Here is a 16,244-nt window from a genome sequence, read left to right on the forward strand (position 1 = left end):
GCCCCGCGAAGGCGTAGGGTGACGCAGGGTTACAGCGACGCGCAGGCCTGGGCCAGCCACGCCTGATCGGCATCATCGGTGAGCAACGGCCCGATTTCGGCCGCAACACGCGCATGATAGTCATTCCACCAGGCGCGTTCATCGTGGGTGAGCAAGCCCACGTCCACCAACCGGCGATCGATGGGCGCCAGCGTCAACGCCTTGAAGCCCATCATCGCGCGCTCGGCGCCGGGCACGTCACGCTGTTCCACCAGCACGAGATTTTCAATGCGGATGCCATAGGCGCCCTGCTTGTAATAGCCCGGCTCGTTCGACAGGATCATGCCCGGTTGCAGCGGTTCGTCGCCGCCCGGCTGCGCCGACCAGGCCGCGGCGATGCGTTGCGGGCCTTCGTGCACCGACAGATAGCTGCCGACGCCGTGGCCGGTGCCATGCGCATAATCCAGCCCGGCCTGCCACAGATGCTGGCGCGCCAGCGCATCGAGCTGCACGCCCCTGGTGCCGGCCGGGAAGATCGCCTGTGCCAGCGCGATATGGCCCTTCAGCACGCGCGTGAAACGATCCTGCATTTCAGGCGTCGGCGTGCCGACCACCAAAGTGCGGGTCACGTCGGTGGTGCCGTCACGATATTGGCCGCCCGAATCGACCAGATAGATGCTGTCCTGGCCGATCGGCAGGTTGGTGTCGTCGCTTACCCGGTAATGCGGCAGCGCGGCGTTGGGGCCAGCCGCCGAGATGGTATCGAACGACAGGTCCTCCAGGCTGTTGGTTTCGGCGCGGAACTGGCGCAAGCGCTCCGCCGCGTTCAATTCATCAAGGCCGCCCCTGGGGGCTTCGCGGTCGAACCAGGCCAGAAAGCGGGTGAGCGCCGCACCATCGCGGACATGCGCGGCGGTGGTGCCGGCGATTTCGACCGGGTTCTTGATGGCGCGCGGCAGCACGCACGGATCGCGCGCTTCGCTGATGCGGGCGCCGCCGGCCGCCAGCGCGCCGAAGATCGCCGCCACGCAGCTTTGCGGATCGGCGACCACCGCCTTGCCGGCCATGGCGCGCAAGGTCGGCTCGAACTGGTCGCGGGCGTGGATGCGGACCTGCGCACTCAGATGCGCCCGCACCGCCGCGGTGATCTTTTCCGGCGCGGTGAACAGATCGACGCTGGCATCGGCATGCACCACGACAAAGGCCAGCGCCACCGGCGTGCGCGCCACATCGCGGCCGCGGATATTGAGCAGCCAGGCGATGGAATCGAGCGCGGCGATCACCACCGCGTCGGCATGGCGCGCCTGCAGCCAGGCAGCGACATCGGCGCGCTTGTCGGCGTGGCTGCGCCCCGCATAGGCATCTTCGTGCAGCTCGATTGGCGCCAGCGACGGCGCGGGGCGGTCGCGCCACACCGCATCGATGGGGTTGGCGGTCACCGCAACCAGTTCGGCGCCCTTGGCGGCCAGCAGCGTCTGGGTGCCGGCCGCCCACGCCCGCGTGTGCAGCCATGCATCATAACCGATGCGTTGCCCGGCCAAGGCATGCTCGGCCAACCACTGCGCCGCGCTGGTGGCGGGGACATCCTGATATTCGAACAACTCGCCCGGCACCTGCCCGCGCACCTGCACCGTGTAGCGGCCATCGGTGAACATCGCAGCGCGCGCGTGCAGCACGGCGGCACTGCCGGCCGAACCGCCAAAGCCGGTCAGCCAGGCCAGCCGCTGCGCATATTCGCCGACATATTCGCTCATATGCTCGTCGGTCAGCGGCACGACAAAACCGGCGAGGCCATCATGGGCAAGCTGGGCGCGCAGCGCGGCAAGGCGGGCGGCAATGACAGCGGCTGGGGGGGTGACAGTGGACATGGCAGTTCAACCCTTTATCTATGCCGGTTCTGATAGGCGCGTGCCGCCTGCACCTCAAGCTTGGGCGCGCGCCCGCCGCCCGCCGCCCGCCTCGCGTTCCGGAAGACTTGCCCAGATGCAGCCCCCCATCGCCGAAACCCGCCCGCACCGTTTCACCCACCACGGCATCACCGTGGCGGATCCCTATCACTGGCTGAAAGACCCGAACTATCCCAAGGTCGATGATGCCGATGTGTTGGCGTACCTCACGGCCGAGAATGGCTGGTTCGAAGCCGCGATGGCGCCGTTGGCTGGCCTGAAGGAGCGCATCTACGACGAGTTGAAGGGCCGGGTGCAGCCGGATGATGCCTCTGTGCCGGTGCCCGATGGCGATTTCGAATATTGGTGGCAGTTCCGATCCGGCGACCAGTATCGCACCTGGCTAAGACGGGGGAAAGCCGGCGGGGTGGAGGAACTGCTGCTGTCGGAACCGGCGCTGGCCGAGGGCCATGATTATTTCCGGCTCGGCGCCCAGAGCGTCAGCCCGGATGGAAGATTGATCGCCTATGCCGCCGACAGCGATGGCAGCGAGCGCTTCACCATCCGCATCCGCGACATCGCCACAGCCACGGACATCGAAACCGTCACCAAGGTCAGCGTCGGCGCCATCACCTGGACCGCCGATTCGCGCGCCATCGTGTGGACCGAGGTCAACGACAATTGGCGGCGCATCAAGGCGCGGCTGCACGTGATCGGCCACAGCGGCGAAGACCGGGTGCTGTATGAAGAAACCGAGGACAAGGGCTTCGGGGTCAGCGTCGGCAAGAGCCAGGATGGCCAGTGGATCATCATCACCACATCCGATCACGTCACCAGCGAAGTGCGCCTGGTGCCAGCCGCCGATCCGCTGGCACCGCCGTTGCTGGTGCGGGCGCGGCGGGCTGGCGTGGCCTATGAAATCGATGTGCGCAGCGACGCCGTGTTCATCCGCACCAACGACACCCATGTGAATTTCCGCGTTGCCACCGCCAGCATTGCCGCGCCCGGCAACTGGCAGACGCTGATTGCCGGATCGGATCAGGATTACATCACCGGCATCGCGGCCTTCGCCTCTTATCTGGCCGTGCAGGGCCGCCGCGACGGGCTGGACCGCATCGTGCTGCGCCGGGACGATGGCAGCGAAACCACCATCCCGTTTGCAGAGGCCGCCTACACCGCCTCGCTGGGCACCAATCTGGAAGCCGACGCACCGCTGTTGCGGCTCAGCTATGCCTCGATGGTCACGCCGGCCACCGTGTATGATTATGATGTCGCCAACGGCACGCTGATCACCCGCAAGATGCAGGCGGTGCCGTCAGGCTATGACGCCAGCCAATATGAAAGCCAGCGTATCTGGGTGACCGCGCGCGATGGCGCACAGGTGCCGGTGAGCATCGTCCATCGCAAGGGCTTCCGGGCGGACGGGACCGGCAAGCTGCATCTTTATGCCTATGGTGCCTATGGCATCGCCATGACGCCGGGCTTTTCCGCCAACCGGCTCAGCCTGCTCGACCGCGGCATGGCCTTTGCCATCGCGCAGATCAGGGGCGGCGATGATCTGGGCTATCAATGGTATCTGGATGGCAAGCTGGCCAAGCGCACCAACACGTTCAACGATTTCGTCGATGTGGCGCGCGGATTGAATCAAGCCGGCTGGGCGGCGCCGGGCCAGATCTCGGCCAGCGGCGGTTCGGCGGGCGGTGAGTTGATGGGGGCGGTGATCAACCAGGCGCCCGCGCTGTTCCGGGCGGTGGTGGCGCATGTGCCGTTCGTCGATGTGCTGAACACCATGCTGGATGAAAGCCTGCCGCTGACGCCCGGCGAATGGCCGGAATGGGGCAATCCGATCACTTCGCTGGCGGATTTCGAGCTGATCCGCAGCTATTCGCCTTATGATCAGGTGACCGCCCAGGCCTATCCGCCGCTGATGGTCACCGCCGGCCTGAACGATCCGCGCGTGACCTATTGGGAGCCGGCGAAGTGGGTGGCCAAGCTGCGTGCCACCAAAACCGATAACAATCTGCTGATCTTCAAGACCAACATGGGCGCCGGCCACGGCGGCAAATCCGGGCGTTTTGCGGCCCTGGAGGAGCTGGCCGAGGAATATGCCTTCATCCTCGCACAGTTCGGACTTGCTGATGCCGCCCCCCGCTGACCGGCGCGGCCATGCGATCACGGTGACGGCATCCGCGGCCGACATCGATGAGCTCGGCCATGTCAATAATGCGATCTATCTGCGCTGGATCCAGGATGTGGCGACGTCGCACTGGAATGCGGTGGCGCCGCCGGACCATCGCGACACCTATGTGTGGGTCGTGACGCGCCACGAGATCGATTATCTGCGCCCCACGCTGCTGGGCGAGACGCTCACCCTGACCACCTGGGTCGGCGAGCCGAAGGGGGCGCGCTTTGATCGATATGTGGAGATCAGCGGCGCGGATGGTCAGCTCCGCGTCAAGGCGCTGACGACCTGGGCCATTGTTGACCGCGCCACCGGGCGGCTGGCGCGGGTGCGGCCCGAAATTGCCGCGCCGTTCATCCAGCCCGCAGCAGGGTGAACAGATGCGCCGCCGCGACCAGCGCGCAGCCCACGCCGCCGAACGCCAGCCCGTTCCACGGCAGATGCGCATGCCAGGCCAGCGGCGCCCGGTCCCGCAGCACGCCGCCGATGGCGCCGATCACCGTCATCGCCAGCCCGGCGGCGAGCATCATCCATGTCGTTTCCGCGTCCATCGGTGGCGTCTTTGCCAGCCTGTTCAGCGCAGCGCAATCTGGCGCCTTGCAGGGTGTGGCCTGCAAGATTACCCAATGTTCACATCCAAGGGGAGACGTATCATGATCCGTACCATCACGCTTGCCACGGCCCTTGCGGTCGCCGCCATTTCGGCGCCGGCCATCGCCGCCCCGTTCGATGCGGCCATCGCCGGCCCGTGGCGCAGCGCCGAGAACAAGGCCCGCGACACCTATCGCCACCCAGCCCAGACTCTGGCCTTCTTCGGGGTGAAGCCCGGCCAGACCGTGGTGGAAGTATCACCCGGCGGCGGCTGGTACACCGAAATCCTTGCCCCGGGCCTGAAGGGCAATGGCCTCTATGTCGCCGGCCTTGCCAACCCGCTGGCGTCGGTGAATGCCGCCAAGGGCGTCGAGGCGTTCAAGGCGAAATTTGCCGACAAGGCAATCCATGGCGATATTGCCATCGGCACCTTCGGCAAAGGCGTTGCCGACATCGTGGCGCCGGGCAGCGCCGATGTCGTGCTGACCTTCCGCAATGTGCACAATTGGCACATGGGCGGCTGGGATCAGGAAGCCTTCAATGCCTTCTTCAAGGCGCTGAAGAAGGGCGGCACGCTGGGCGTCGTCGAACATCGCCTGCCCGAAGCGCGCAATGACGCCGACATGAAGAAAAGCGGCTACATGAAGGTCAGCTATGTGACGATGCTGGCGGAAAAGGCCGGCTTCAAGCTGGCGGGATCGTCGGAAATCAACGCCAACCCCAAGGATAGCAAGGATTATCCGGACGGTGTGTGGACCCTGCCGCCCACCTTTCAAAAGGGCGATGTCGATCGCGCCAAATACGCCGCCATCGGCGAAAGCGACCGCATGACCCTGAAGTTCGTGAAACCGTAACCTGATCCCCTCTCCCGCAAGGGCAGAGGGGTTAGCGGAACCGCAGGACCCCGATCACTTCGCTGCCCCGCGCGATCACATCGCGCAGCGGCTCGGTGACCACCGCCATCCAGTGGGCATTGGCGTGGCACAGAAGATCGCCATCCAGCAGCAGCCCGACATGGCCGGGGAAATAGACCAGATCGCCGGCTGCGCGGGCGGCGAAGGTCAGCTTCTCGCCTTGTTCAAGCTGCAGATCGGTGTCGCGGCGCAGGCTGATGCCTTCCGCCGCCATCACCGCCTGGACCAGGCCGGAGCAATCGACGCCGTCAGGCGTGCGCCCGCCCCAAAGATAGGGCGCGCCCATGAACAATGCGGCCGCTGCGAAGCGGCCCAGCGGCGGGCTTTCCACATGCCGGCGGTGCACGAAGCCGCCGCCATCGACGCCGAGGAAATCGCCGTCGATCTGGCCGGACAGGCGGGCGCCATACGGCAGTTCCGCAAGCACGGCCGCCTTGATGTCCGCATCGGCAAACAGCGGTGCGCGCCGGGCGGTGATGCGATGCGTCGCCGGCGCGCCTGGCAGCGCCAGCGCGTTGAACGGTGCCCAGCCGATGTAGCGATCATGGCCGCAACGCCCCAGGGCAAAGCCATCCTTCACATCAACAATCTCGAACATCTCGCCCAGCAGCAGCTCGCTTGCCGATTCAGCCTGCGCGCCCGGCGCGGCGCGCAGCATCACCCGCGGCGCCGTGCAGACCAGTTGGCGCGGTTCGATGAAACGCATCGAAGCAACATCGCCGGCCAGTGCCAGTTCGACATGCTCCGGCCCGGCGAACCATTCGCGCGGCTCGAAGCGCTGCGCTGGCCCTTTGAGTACCCAGCTCATGCGAAGCGGCTCCGCAGCATGGCCCAGGCCGCACGCAGGCCCAGCGCCTCGCCGCCCTTGGGCCGGCCAGGCTTGGCCGACGGGGTCCAGGCGAAGGTATCGAGATGCAGCCATGGCACACCGGCCGGCACGAAGCGTTCCAGAAACAAGGCGGCGGTGATCGCCCCGGCAAAACCGCCCTCGGCACTGTTGACCATGTCTGCCACCTCGGATTTCAGCATGTCGTGATAGGGGGCCCACAGCGGCAACCGCCACAGCGGATCGCCAACGCTGGCGCCAGCGGCAAGATATTCGCTGGCCAGGGCATCATCATTGGCGAACATCGCCGGCAATTGCGGCCCCAGCGCCACCCGCGCCGCGCCGGTGAGCGTGGCGAAATCGATGATCAGTGCCGGATTCTGCTCGGCCGCCAGCGCGATGGCATCGCACAGCACCAGCCGGCCTTCGGCATCGGTGTTGGTGATCTCCACCGTCTTGCCGGCACGCGTCGCAATCACGTCGCCGGGCCGCAGCGCATTGCCGGAAATGGCATTTTCGGCGGCCGGGATCACCAGATGCAGGCGGACGCGCAAATTGGCCTGCATCACCAACCGCGCCAGCGCCAGCGCATGCGCCGCGCCGCCCATGTCCTTCTTCATGTGCGCCATGCCGTTGCCCGGCTTGATGTTCAGACCGCCCGAATCGAAGGTGACGCCCTTGCCGATGAGGGCGAGGCGCGGGTGCGCCGGATCACCCCAATGCAGCTCGATCAGGCGCGGCGCGGCGGTGGCAGCGCGACCGACGGCGTGGATGGCGGGGAAATTCTCCGACAGCAACGCCTCGCCGGTGACCACCCGCACGTCCGCACCAACGGGCCGCGCCACGTCGATCACCGCCTGTGCCAGATCGGCCGGCGTCAGGTCACACGCCGGCGTGTCGATCAGGTCGCGCACCAGGGCCACCGCATCGGCCTCGATCACGGCGCCACTGATCGCGGCCAGACTGGTGGTGGTCAGCACGCGCGGGGCAGATGGTTCGGCGCGGCGATAACGGGTGAAGCGATGCTGCGCCAGCGCCCAGCCCAGCCCGGCCTGGCCCAGTTCACCCGCCAGCGCATAACGGCCGCCCGGCAATTTCTGCGCGGCTGCCGCCAGTGCCCAAGGGCCCAACGGTGCCCGCAGCGGCCCTTCCGGCACCCCGGCCAGCACCAGCCAATCGGCCGGGCCATCGCCGGCAATCATCGCCACCGTATCTGGCGCGCCCTTGAAGCCTTGCGCCGCCACACCGGTGCGCACCCGCTCGCCCTGGCCGGCCAGCCACGCGGGCAGGCTGGCGGTGGACAGCGGGATCAGCGGCACCGCCGGCTGGCCATCGGCGGCCAGGATCAGCGCGGCAAAATCCGTCATGCCGGTACCCCGAACAAATCGGTCTCGTCGGCATCCTCGATCGTGGCGGCGATGATGTCGCCGGGGGCCACGCCGCCGCAATCGCGCAGGTGCACCATGCCGTCGATTTCCGGCGCGTCATATTTGCTGCGGCCCGATGCGCCGCCTTCATCGTCGACTTCGTCGATCAGCACGTCGATGGTGCGGCCGATCTTCTGCGCCAGCCGCGCTTCGGAAATGGCGGCCTGCACGGCCATGAAGCGGTGCCAGCGCTCTTCCTTTATCGCTTCCGGCACGGCGCCCGGCAGCGCATTGGCCCGCGCGCCGTCCACCGCTTCATATTTGAAACAGCCGGCGCGATCGATCTGCGCGTGCTGCAACCAATCGAGCAGATATTGGAAATCGTCTTCCGTCTCGCCGGGGAAGCCGACGATGAAGGTGGAGCGGATGGCCAGATCAGGCACCAGGCCGCGCCATTTGGCAATGCGTTCCAGCACCTTGGCTTCGTTGGCCGGGCGCTTCATCGCCTTCAGCACGGCGGGCGCGGCATGCTGGAACGGGATGTCGAGATAGGGCAGCACCAAACCCTGCACCATCAGCGGCACCAGATCATCGACGTGCGGATAGGGATAAACATAGTGCAGCCGCACCCAGGCGCCGAGACTGCCCAGCGCGCGCGCCAGATCGGTGATGTGCGCGCGCCGCTCCACCCCGCCCAGCGCCGACGTGGTATGTTTCAGATCGACACCATAGGCCGAGGTGTCCTGACTGATCACCAGCAGCTCTTTTGCGCCGTTCTTCACCAGCGCGGCAGCTTCACGGACGATGGCCGCTGGCGGGCGGCTGACCAGGCGCCCACGCAGATCGGGGATGATGCAGAAGGCGCATGTGTGGTTGCAGCCTTCGGAAATCTTGATGTAGCCATAATGGCGCGGCGTCAGCTTCAGGCCGGCATCGGGCACCAGATCGATATAGGCGGAGCGGACGGGCGGTGCCGCATCGTGCACGGCGCTGACCACCTGATCATATTGCTGCGGCCCGGTGACGGCGAGCACTGCCGGGAAACGGGCGCGGATGGCGTCGGCTTCATGGCCCATGCAGCCGGTCACGATCACCCGGCCGTTCTCGGCGATGGCTTCACCGATCGCTTCCAGGCTTTCGGCCTTGGCCGAATCGAGGAATCCGCAGGTGTTGACGATCACCACATCGGCGCCGGCATAGTCCCCCGACAGCGCATAGCCATCGCTGCGCAACTGGGTGAGGATGCGTTCGGAATCGACCAGCGCCTTGGGACAACCCAACGACACCATGCCGACGCGCGGCGCCGTAGCGAGGCTTTCGTTCATCGCGCGGCGGATGAACCGGAATCCGGCGCGATGCAAGAGGCGCGCACCGAATGTGGCAACTCAGCGCCCACCGATCAGCCTGGCCGGATCAACCGGCGCGCGACCGCGGCGCAATTCGAAATGCAATTGCGGTTCCGCCACGGCGCCGGTCTGGCCGGCGCGGGCGATGACTTCGCCGGCCTTCACGCGCGCGCCGCGCGCCACCAGCAAGGCTTCGTTGTGGCCATAGGCCGACACCCAGCCGCCGGCATGCTTCACCAGCACCAACTGCCCGAAACCGGCAATCGCATCGCCGGCATAGGCAACGACGCCATCACCCGCGGCGCGCACCGGCTCACCGGGGCTGGCCTTCAGATTGACGCCATCATTGAACCGCCCGCCGGCCTTGGGCCCAAAGCCGGAGATGATCCGCCCCGGCAACGGCCAGCGGAACGCCGGGGCACCGCCGGTGACGGCGGGCAGCGGCATGGGCTGGTCGACCGTGGTGGGTGCAGAGGCAGGTGCCGGTCGCGCCGGCCTGGCCGTGGCGGGCTGGCCGCCGGTCACCACATCATCGATGGTGATGGTGAAGGCGCGGGCGCGCTCCTCCAGAGTGACGGCTGGCCTGGGCGCAGCGGCCGCGGCGGGCAGCAACAAGCGCTGGCCGACCGCGATCACATAAGGCTCGTTCAGGCGATTGAGCGTGACCACCTCGCGCCATGGCACGCCATAGGCGCGCGCGATGGCAATGCCGGTCTCGCCCGGCTTGACGATGTGAACCCGCCCCTGCGCCGTCACCACGGCGCCCGGCACCACCTTGCGCGCCACCCAATCTGTGCGGGGCGGGGCGGGGCGCGGTGCCGGGGCGGCCGGAGCCGGGCTCCCGATGCTGGCGCGCAGCGGCGGCGCCCGCTCACCGCCCGAACAGCCCGCCAGCACCAGCAGCGCCGCCAACAGCAAGGCCGGGGCGTTGCGGGCGCGCATCAGCCTTCCGCCAGATCCGCCAATGCGGCCTTCAACCGGGCCAGGGACTGGTAATGCGTCATGTCCAGATGCAGCGGCGTCACCGAGATGCAGGCTTCGTGCATGGCCTTCAGATCGGTTTCGTGGCCCGGCGCCGGCTTTTCCTTGCCGAAACCATGCCAATAATAGGGAAAGCCGCGCGGATCGATGCGCTTCACCAGATGGATATTGCCATAATCGCGGAAGCCCTGCTCGGTCACCCGCACGCCGGCCACATCGCTCGCCAGCACCGGCGGGAAATTGATGTTGATCAGCACACCGTCCGGCCATTCGGTATCAATGATGCGGCGGATGATGCCGGCACCGTGCGCGGCGGCGGTGGAAAAATCCTCCATGCCGGCGGTGTAATCCATCATCACCTGGCTCAGCGCGATCGATCTTATGCCGGCCAGACAGCCCTCCATCGCCGCCGAGACCGTGCCGCTGTAGGTGACATCTTCGGCGAGATTGCCGCCGCGATTGACGCCGGACAGGATCAGATCGGGCTTGTGATCCGCCAGCACCGCGCCCAGCGCCAGCATGACGCAATCGGTGGGCGTGCCGCGCACCGCAAAGCGCCGCGGGGAGATTTCGCGCAGCCGCACCGGCTGGCTCAGCGTCAGGCTGTGCCCGGCGCCGGACTGTTCCTCGGCCGGGGCCACCACCCACACATCATCGGACAATTCGGCGGCAATGGCTTCCAGCGCCACCAGGCCCGGCGCATTGATGCCGTCATCGTTTGTAACCAATATGCGCATGTTCAGGGCTCCAGCCGGGTGATGCCGGCCATGTAGGGCAGCAGCACGGCGGGAATGATGACACTGCCATCGGCCTGCTGATAATTTTCGATCACCGCCACCAAGGTGCGGCCAACCGCCAGCCCGCTGCCGTTCAAGGTGTTGACCGGGCCGCGCGAGCCTTTCTCGCCAGCCACTTTCCAGCGCGCGTCCATGCGGCGGCCCTGGAACTGGCCACAATCGGAGATCGAGGAAATTTCCCGGTACGCGCCCTGGCCGGGCAACCAGACTTCCAGATCATAGGTTTTCCGCGCCGAAAAGCCCATGTCGCCAGCGCAGAGCAGCATGCGGCGATAGGGCAAGTCGAGCGCCTGCAGGATCGCTTCGGCGCTGGCCAGCATATGTTCATGCTCGGCCTCGGCCTGCTCGGGCGTGCAGATCGTCACCAGTTCGCATTTTTCGAACTGGTGCTGGCGGATCAGGCCGCGCGTGTCGCGCCCGGCGCTGCCCGCCTCGCTGCGGAAACAGGGGGTCAGCGCGGTCATGCGGATCGGCAGATCGGCGGCATCGACGATCTGGCCGGCGACCAGATTGGTCAGGCTCATTTCGGCGGTGGGGATCAGGTAGCGGCCGTCGGTGGTCTGGAACAGATCATCAGCGAACTTCGGCAAGTTGCCGGTGCCGAAGGCGGCTTCGGGTTTGACCAGATAGGGGGTGAACGTCTCCTGAAAGCCGTTCCGTCCCGTCTGCACGTCGATCATGTATTGGCCGAGCGCGCGCTGCAGCCGGGCGAGCGGGCCTTTCAGCACGGCAAAGCGCGCGCCCGCCACGCGGGCTGCGGCTTCGGGATCATAGCCCAGCTTGGCGGCCACAATATCATGTTCCAGCGGCGGGAAATCGAAGGCGCGCAGGGCACCCCAGCGCAGCACCTCAACATTGTCATGCGCGTCCACGCCGTCGGGCACATCGGCGGTCGGCAGATTGGGCAGCGACGTCAAACCGGCTTCGGCGACCGCTGCGGCGGCGCGCGCAGCCTCCTCCAGCCCGACGGTCTGGTCCTTCAAGGCCGCCACTTCGGCTTTCAGCGCGTCGGCGCGCACGCTGTCCTTGGCGGCCATCGCGGCGCCGATGTCCTTGGATACCGCGTTGCGGCGGGCCAGCGCCTCCTGCAGGGCGGTTTCGGCCGCGCGCCACGCCGTGTCGGCGGCCAGCAAGGCGCCAGCGGCATCGCTCACCCCGCGCCGGGCCAGGGCCGCCGCAAAGCCATCCGGATCAGCGCGCAGATATTTGATGTCGTGCATGTCGCAGCCTTTGCCCTGCCGGCACGCCGCCTGCAAGTCGGCGGTTTGTGTTCAAGCGCGCCTGCAAGCCGGCGCTTCCGTATTGGCGCGGCTTTGGCCTATGGTGGCCACGTGATCGTCACCTGCCCCCAATGCACCGCCAGATATCGGCTGGCGATCGACGTGGTCATGCGCCGTCCAAAGCTGAAATGCGCCGATTGCGGCCTGCGCTGGGTGCCGGACGAAGAGATTGACGAGGATGAAGCCGTCGCCGCCGTGCAGGAGGAGGTCCGCGCCGCCCGCAATCCACCGCCGCCGTCGCCGCAGCCGCCGAACATGATGGCGCAGCCTGATGCGGGGCAGATTCGCTGGGGCAAATGGCTGCTGGCGATGGTGCTGGGCACCGCCTTCACCACCGCCTCGGTCGGGCTGTGGATCGGCCGCATCGCGCCTGAAGCGCTGCCGGGCGTGGGCGATGTGCTGGCGCGTGTCGCGCCGCCGCCGTCGCGGCTGGACGTCAATGTTTCCGCCCGGGTCACGCGGCTGCCGGGCGGCGGCGCCATCCTGGAAGTGACCGGCCGCATTGCCAATCCCGGCCGCGCCACGGTCGCCGTGCCGCCCCTGAACGCCAGCCTGATGGCCGGCGGACTTGCGGTGCGTGACTGGACGATCCAGCCACCCGCCGCGACGATTGCAGCAGGCCAATCCCTCGCCTTTGCCAGCACCCTAACCGATGTCCCGGCCGGGCCGGTGACCGTGCAGATGCGGTTCGCACGCAACCGGCTATAGCAGCATGGCGTCGGTTTCCAGGCCGAGCAGCACGCGCCCGGCCAGTTCCAGCGTGGGCGGCGCGACCATGACATGCTGCGTGGCGACATGCGCGTCGCGAAAGCGGCGGTTCAGCGGGTGGCTGGCATAGACCGAGCTGCCGCCGGCCAGCTCATGCATTTTCGCCGCCACGCGCGCGGAAACTTGCGTGAGCCTTGTGGCCGCGAGGCGCAGCCGGGCGCGGGTCGGCAGATCCAGCGGGTCGCCGGCCAGCACTGTCGCCCAGGCGCTGGCGACCTCGGAATGGACCAGGGCGCGTGCGGCATCGAGATCGGCCTGCGCCACGGCGAAATCCGCCTGCACCACGCTGCGCTCGGCCAGGCTGCGGCTTGATCCCTGGCCCTTCTTGGCGCTGGCCAGTGCTTTCAGATCATCGAGCGCGCCCAGCGCATTGCCGCTGGCCACCGCCGCGATGCCCAGCGCCAGCAGCCCGAACGGCGCAAAGCGATAGAGCGGGCCATCATGGCGCGGCGTGTCGGTGAAAAACGAGGCGCTGCGATCCTGCGGCACGCGCACGTCGCGCGCGGCCATGTCGCCCGAACCGGTGCCGCGCATGCCCAGCGCATCCCAGGTGTCGATCAGTTCGACATCCGCGCGGCGCATCACCATCATGCGGTGGTCAGGCGCGCCGTTCGCCAGCCGGCGCGGCTTGCCATCCTCCAGGATCAGCGCGCCGCCGAGCAGCCAGCTGCAATTGGCGCTGCCCGATGCCCAGGGCCAGCGCCCACTGACCACATAGTCATCGCCGTCCACCGCAGCCTTGCCCATCGGCGCGAACACGCCGCCGGTGATCACGTGCGGATCGGCCCAGATGGTGCGGGCATGTTCGTCGGGCAGCCAGGCCGACAGCAGCGCGGTGGTGCCGCCGATCATCACGCACCAGCCGGTGGCGGCATCGGCGCGGCCCAGCGTTTCCAGCGTGGCAAACATGGTGGCGACATCGGTTTCGCTGCCGCCGAGCGCGCGCGGCACCAACATGCGGAACAGGCCGGCCTGCGCCAGTTCGGCGGCGAGATCGGCGGGCAGGCGGCGGGCCGCTTCGGTATCAGGCGCGCGCGTGGCGATGGTGGCCAGCAGGGCAGCGGGTGCCAAACTGCGCCCCTCCCGCTCGCGGGAGGGGCTGGGGGTGGGTTGTTCCGTCATGGACACCTTCAATTTTCAAGTTTGCCTTTATGCCACACCCCACCCCGGGCCCCTCCCGCAAGCGGGAGGGGAGACTGGTTCACAATTTCCACAATCCCGCGAGATTGTTCTTCTGCATGTCGGACGATCCCCCCACGATCGGCATGCCGAGCAGATCGCGCACGTGGCGCTCCATGTCGAAGGCGTCAGACAGTGCATAGGCACCCATCACCTGCTGGCAGGCCAGTGCGATCTCCACGCCGACATCGGCGACGAACAATTTCGCCATGCTGGTTTCGGTGCTGCACGGCCGGCCTTCGTTGGCCAGCCAGGCAGCGTGATAGAGCATGTGCCGCGCCGCCTGCAATTTGGTGCGCGCCACGACAAGCTTGTGCCGCACCGCCTGATGCTGGCTGATCGCCTTGCCGAACTGCACACGACTTTGGGCATAATCCCACGCCTCATCGAGCGCAGCACGCATGATGCCGAAGGCCACCGCCGTGATTTCCAGCTTCTCCACATCCAGCGCGCGGCCCGCCAGCAACTTCCAGCCCTGGTTCCACATCGCCGGCCCGCCGACGATATTGGCCGCCGGCACGCGCACGCCATCGAAATAGACATCCTGGCTGGCGGTGTAGCGCAGGTTGCTGTGGTGGATATCCTGCATGCGCACGCCCGGCGCATCGGTGGGGATCAGCACGAAGGACAGGTTGCGATAGCGATCCTCGGCAGGGCCGGAACGCACCAGCGTGTAGATATAATGGCACCAGTCCGCCCCGGTGCACCAGCGCTTGGCGCCGTCGATCACCACCTCGTCGCCCTCCAGCCGCGCGCGGGTGGTGACGCTGGCGAGATCGCCGCCCACGTCGGGTTCGGACAGGCCATAGGCGAAAAAGAGTTCGCCGCGCGCCAGGCGTGGCAGAAATTCGGCTTTCTGCTCGGCGCTGCCGTTCTCCGACAGATTCATGCCGCCATAAAAGGCCGTGTGGATGAACGGCCCCGCGAGGCATGGGCCCACCTGCGCCAGCTCCTCGATCACCGCGATGGCGGCAACCAGATCCTGCCCGACACCGCCATAGGCTTCGGGAACGGTCAGCGCGGTCAGGCCCAGCTTGTTCAGCTCGGCATAGACATCGCGTGGCCAGCGATGGTCGCGGTCCCACTGGATGCGCGCCTCGCGCGGCGCGTGCGCGGCGACGAACTTGCGGATGGAGTCGCGCAAATAGCCGACATGTTCGGGCTCATCGATGAAGGTCACCGGCGGCAGGGCGGGGGCGCTCATTCGCCGGTGAGCTTCGGCGCGCGGCGTTCGCGGAAGGCGCGCACGGCTTCGGCGCGATCGGCGGCGAGATTGGACAAGGTCTCATACGGGATGGAGGCATCCATCAATTGCTGCGCCAGCACGCGCAGCGGTTGATTGGCCACCACCTTCGACCAGCGCACCGCAAAGCGCGGGTTACCCATCAACTTGCCGACCAGTTCGCTGACCTTGGCATCCAGTTGATCGGTGGGCACGCTGTAGTTGATCAGGCCCATCGCCTCGGCGCGCGGCGCCTTGATCAGATCGCCGGTCATCAGAAATTCCTTGGCGCGGGCATAGCCGATCAGTTGTGGCCAGATCACCGCGCCGCCATCGCCGGCGACCAGCCCAACCTTCACATGCGGATCGCCGATCACGGCCTGTTCGTCGGCGACGATGATGTCGCACAGCAGGGCGATGGTGGCGCCCAGCCCGGCGGCAGCGCCGTTCATCCGGCAGATCACCGGCTTTTCAATGTCGAGCAACGACGTGACGATGCGCTTGGCATCCCAGCCGATGTCGCGGAACTGCGCCGGATTGGCGATCTGTTCCTCGAACCAATCGAAATCGCCACCGGCGCAAAAGGCGCGGCCGGCACCGGTCAGCACGATGATGTCGCTGTCCTTGTCGTGCTGAAGATCGGTGAACACCCGCGCCAGTTCATGGTGCATCTGTTCATCGACACCGTTCACCGGATTGTTGCCGGTGATGGTGGCGGTGAGCACGCGTTCATGGCCGAACTGGCCACGCGTGAAGCTGAAGCGTTTATATCCGTCGAGCGCCATGGCGCGTCTCTCCCGATGATCCTGACGAGAGCGTGAAGCAGGGTGGCATCCCGGTCAACCGCCCACCCCCAGCCCCTCCCGCAAGCGGGAGGGGAGCCGACCTTCTGCTCCCCTCCCGCAGCCAAGAGGGGCTGGGAGTGG

At 67.1% G+C, this 16,244-nt stretch carries 15 protein-coding genes; 4 read left to right on the forward strand and 11 right to left on the reverse strand.

Annotated elements, in window-relative coordinates; translation table 11 throughout:
* Positions 1-29: 29 nt before the first annotated feature.
* Entirely contained in the window at positions 30-1,847 is a 1,818-nt protein-coding gene (locus ABWP22_RS02270) for an aminopeptidase P family protein (protein WP_353198298.1), read from the reverse strand.
* Between the two features lie 115 nt (positions 1,848-1,962).
* Here ABWP22_RS02270 and ABWP22_RS02275 point away from each other — a divergent pair, with 115 nt between their 5' ends.
* Positions 1,963-4,020 carry a S9 family peptidase gene (locus ABWP22_RS02275; RefSeq protein ID WP_353198299.1) on the forward strand — a complete coding sequence of 686 codons (2,058 nt, stop codon included), beginning with the start codon at positions 1,963-1,965 and terminating at the stop codon, positions 4,018-4,020.
* Complete coding sequence (locus ABWP22_RS02280) at positions 4,004-4,423, forward strand: acyl-CoA thioesterase (protein WP_353198300.1); 420 nt, start codon at positions 4,004-4,006, stop codon at positions 4,421-4,423. Before ABWP22_RS02275 ends, ABWP22_RS02280 begins: the two co-directional genes overlap by 17 nt.
* On the opposite strand, the gene ABWP22_RS02285 is transcribed toward ABWP22_RS02280, so the two are convergent.
* Complete coding sequence (locus tag ABWP22_RS02285; protein WP_353198301.1) at positions 4,401-4,598, reverse strand: hypothetical protein; 198 nt, start codon at positions 4,596-4,598, stop codon at positions 4,401-4,403. The genes ABWP22_RS02280 and ABWP22_RS02285 overlap by 23 nt on opposite strands.
* A gap of 102 nt (positions 4,599-4,700) precedes the next feature.
* Here ABWP22_RS02285 and ABWP22_RS02290 point away from each other — a divergent pair, with 102 nt between their 5' ends.
* A complete protein-coding gene (locus ABWP22_RS02290; protein WP_353198302.1) occupies positions 4,701-5,492 on the forward strand; it encodes a class I SAM-dependent methyltransferase in 792 nt (263 codons plus the stop codon).
* Positions 5,493-5,523: 31 nt separating this feature from the next.
* Here ABWP22_RS02290 and ABWP22_RS02295 read toward each other — a convergent pair whose 3' ends face one another.
* The 6 genes from ABWP22_RS02295 to serS are packed head-to-tail and all read right to left on the reverse strand — an operon-like array spanning position 5,524 to position 12,089.
* Positions 5,524-6,360, reverse strand: coding sequence for a C40 family peptidase (locus ABWP22_RS02295; protein WP_353198303.1), 837 nt, complete (start codon positions 6,358-6,360; stop codon positions 5,524-5,526).
* The gene (locus ABWP22_RS02300; RefSeq protein WP_353198304.1) at positions 6,357-7,745 is read right to left on the reverse strand and encodes a leucyl aminopeptidase family protein; all 1,389 of its coding nucleotides are present in this window, start codon (positions 7,743-7,745) and stop codon (positions 6,357-6,359) included. Before ABWP22_RS02300 ends, ABWP22_RS02295 begins: the two co-directional genes overlap by 4 nt.
* The gene (gene rimO / locus ABWP22_RS02305) at positions 7,742-9,070 is read right to left on the reverse strand and encodes a 30S ribosomal protein S12 methylthiotransferase RimO (RefSeq protein WP_353198305.1); all 1,329 of its coding nucleotides are present in this window, start codon (positions 9,068-9,070) and stop codon (positions 7,742-7,744) included. The genes ABWP22_RS02300 and rimO overlap by 4 nt, the downstream gene beginning before the upstream one ends.
* Positions 9,071-9,130: 60 nt before the next feature.
* The gene (locus tag ABWP22_RS02310) at positions 9,131-10,033 is read right to left on the reverse strand and encodes a peptidoglycan DD-metalloendopeptidase family protein (RefSeq protein WP_353198306.1); all 903 of its coding nucleotides are present in this window, start codon (positions 10,031-10,033) and stop codon (positions 9,131-9,133) included.
* On the reverse strand, positions 10,033-10,809 hold the full coding sequence (gene surE / locus ABWP22_RS02315) for a 5'/3'-nucleotidase SurE (RefSeq protein ID WP_353198307.1): 777 nt from the start codon (positions 10,807-10,809) through the stop codon (positions 10,033-10,035). The genes ABWP22_RS02310 and surE overlap by 1 nt, the downstream gene beginning before the upstream one ends.
* Positions 10,810-10,811: 2 nt before the next feature.
* Positions 10,812-12,089, reverse strand: a complete 1,278-nt coding sequence (gene serS / locus ABWP22_RS02320; RefSeq protein ID WP_353198308.1) for a serine--tRNA ligase — start codon at positions 12,087-12,089, stop codon at positions 10,812-10,814.
* A 168-nt stretch (positions 12,090-12,257) separates the two neighbouring features.
* Here serS and ABWP22_RS02325 point away from each other — a divergent pair, with 168 nt between their 5' ends.
* Positions 12,258-12,857: a hypothetical protein gene (locus tag ABWP22_RS02325; RefSeq protein ID WP_353198309.1), complete on the forward strand. Its 600-nt coding sequence runs from the start codon at positions 12,258-12,260 to the stop codon at positions 12,855-12,857.
* On the opposite strand, the gene ABWP22_RS02330 is transcribed toward ABWP22_RS02325, so the two are convergent.
* From ABWP22_RS02330 to ABWP22_RS02340, 3 genes are all read right to left on the reverse strand, one after another.
* Positions 12,852-14,039 carry an acyl-CoA dehydrogenase family protein gene (locus tag ABWP22_RS02330; RefSeq protein ID WP_353198310.1) on the reverse strand — a complete coding sequence of 396 codons (1,188 nt, stop codon included), beginning with the start codon at positions 14,037-14,039 and terminating at the stop codon, positions 12,852-12,854. The genes ABWP22_RS02325 and ABWP22_RS02330 overlap by 6 nt on opposite strands.
* A gap of 79 nt (positions 14,040-14,118) precedes the next feature.
* A complete protein-coding gene (locus ABWP22_RS02335; protein ID WP_353198311.1) occupies positions 14,119-15,300 on the reverse strand; it encodes an acyl-CoA dehydrogenase family protein in 1,182 nt (393 codons plus the stop codon).
* Complete coding sequence (locus ABWP22_RS02340; RefSeq protein ID WP_353198312.1) at positions 15,297-16,103, reverse strand: enoyl-CoA hydratase/isomerase family protein; 807 nt, start codon at positions 16,101-16,103, stop codon at positions 15,297-15,299. The genes ABWP22_RS02335 and ABWP22_RS02340 overlap by 4 nt, the downstream gene beginning before the upstream one ends.
* Positions 16,104-16,244 lie beyond the last annotated feature (141 nt).

The organism is Sandarakinorhabdus sp. (genome assembly GCF_040398665.1).
In the GTDB taxonomy this organism is placed as follows: domain Bacteria; phylum Pseudomonadota; class Alphaproteobacteria; order Sphingomonadales; family Sphingomonadaceae; genus Sandarakinorhabdus.

Excerpts from the sequence above, each read along its gene's own strand:
- ABWP22_RS02275 (WP_353198299.1), top strand. The coding sequence starts at position 1,963 with ATGCAGCCCCCCATCGCCGAAACCCGCCCGCACCGTTTCACCCACCAC.
- surE (WP_353198307.1), bottom strand. The coding sequence starts at position 10,809 with ATGCGCATATTGGTTACAAACGATGACGGCATCAATGCGCCGGGCCTG.
- ABWP22_RS02325 (WP_353198309.1), top strand. The coding sequence starts at position 12,258 with ATGCGCCGTCCAAAGCTGAAATGCGCCGATTGCGGCCTGCGCTGGGTG.
- ABWP22_RS02295 (WP_353198303.1), bottom strand. The coding sequence starts at position 6,360 with ATGAGCTGGGTACTCAAAGGGCCAGCGCAGCGCTTCGAGCCGCGCGAA.
- ABWP22_RS02290 (WP_353198302.1), top strand. The coding sequence starts at position 4,701 with ATGATCCGTACCATCACGCTTGCCACGGCCCTTGCGGTCGCCGCCATT.
- ABWP22_RS02310 (WP_353198306.1), bottom strand. The coding sequence starts at position 10,033 with ATGCGCGCCCGCAACGCCCCGGCCTTGCTGTTGGCGGCGCTGCTGGTG.
- ABWP22_RS02280 (WP_353198300.1), top strand. The coding sequence starts at position 4,004 with ATGCCGCCCCCCGCTGACCGGCGCGGCCATGCGATCACGGTGACGGCA.
- ABWP22_RS02285 (WP_353198301.1), bottom strand. The coding sequence starts at position 4,598 with ATGGACGCGGAAACGACATGGATGATGCTCGCCGCCGGGCTGGCGATG.
- serS (WP_353198308.1), bottom strand. The coding sequence starts at position 12,089 with ATGCACGACATCAAATATCTGCGCGCTGATCCGGATGGCTTTGCGGCG.
- rimO (WP_353198305.1), bottom strand. The coding sequence starts at position 9,070 with ATGAACGAAAGCCTCGCTACGGCGCCGCGCGTCGGCATGGTGTCGTTG.
- ABWP22_RS02340 (WP_353198312.1), bottom strand. The coding sequence starts at position 16,103 with ATGGCGCTCGACGGATATAAACGCTTCAGCTTCACGCGTGGCCAGTTC.
- ABWP22_RS02270 (WP_353198298.1), bottom strand. The coding sequence starts at position 1,847 with ATGTCCACTGTCACCCCCCCAGCCGCTGTCATTGCCGCCCGCCTTGCC.
- ABWP22_RS02300 (WP_353198304.1), bottom strand. The coding sequence starts at position 7,745 with ATGACGGATTTTGCCGCGCTGATCCTGGCCGCCGATGGCCAGCCGGCG.
- ABWP22_RS02330 (WP_353198310.1), bottom strand. The coding sequence starts at position 14,039 with ATGACGGAACAACCCACCCCCAGCCCCTCCCGCGAGCGGGAGGGGCGC.
- ABWP22_RS02335 (WP_353198311.1), bottom strand. The coding sequence starts at position 15,300 with ATGAGCGCCCCCGCCCTGCCGCCGGTGACCTTCATCGATGAGCCCGAA.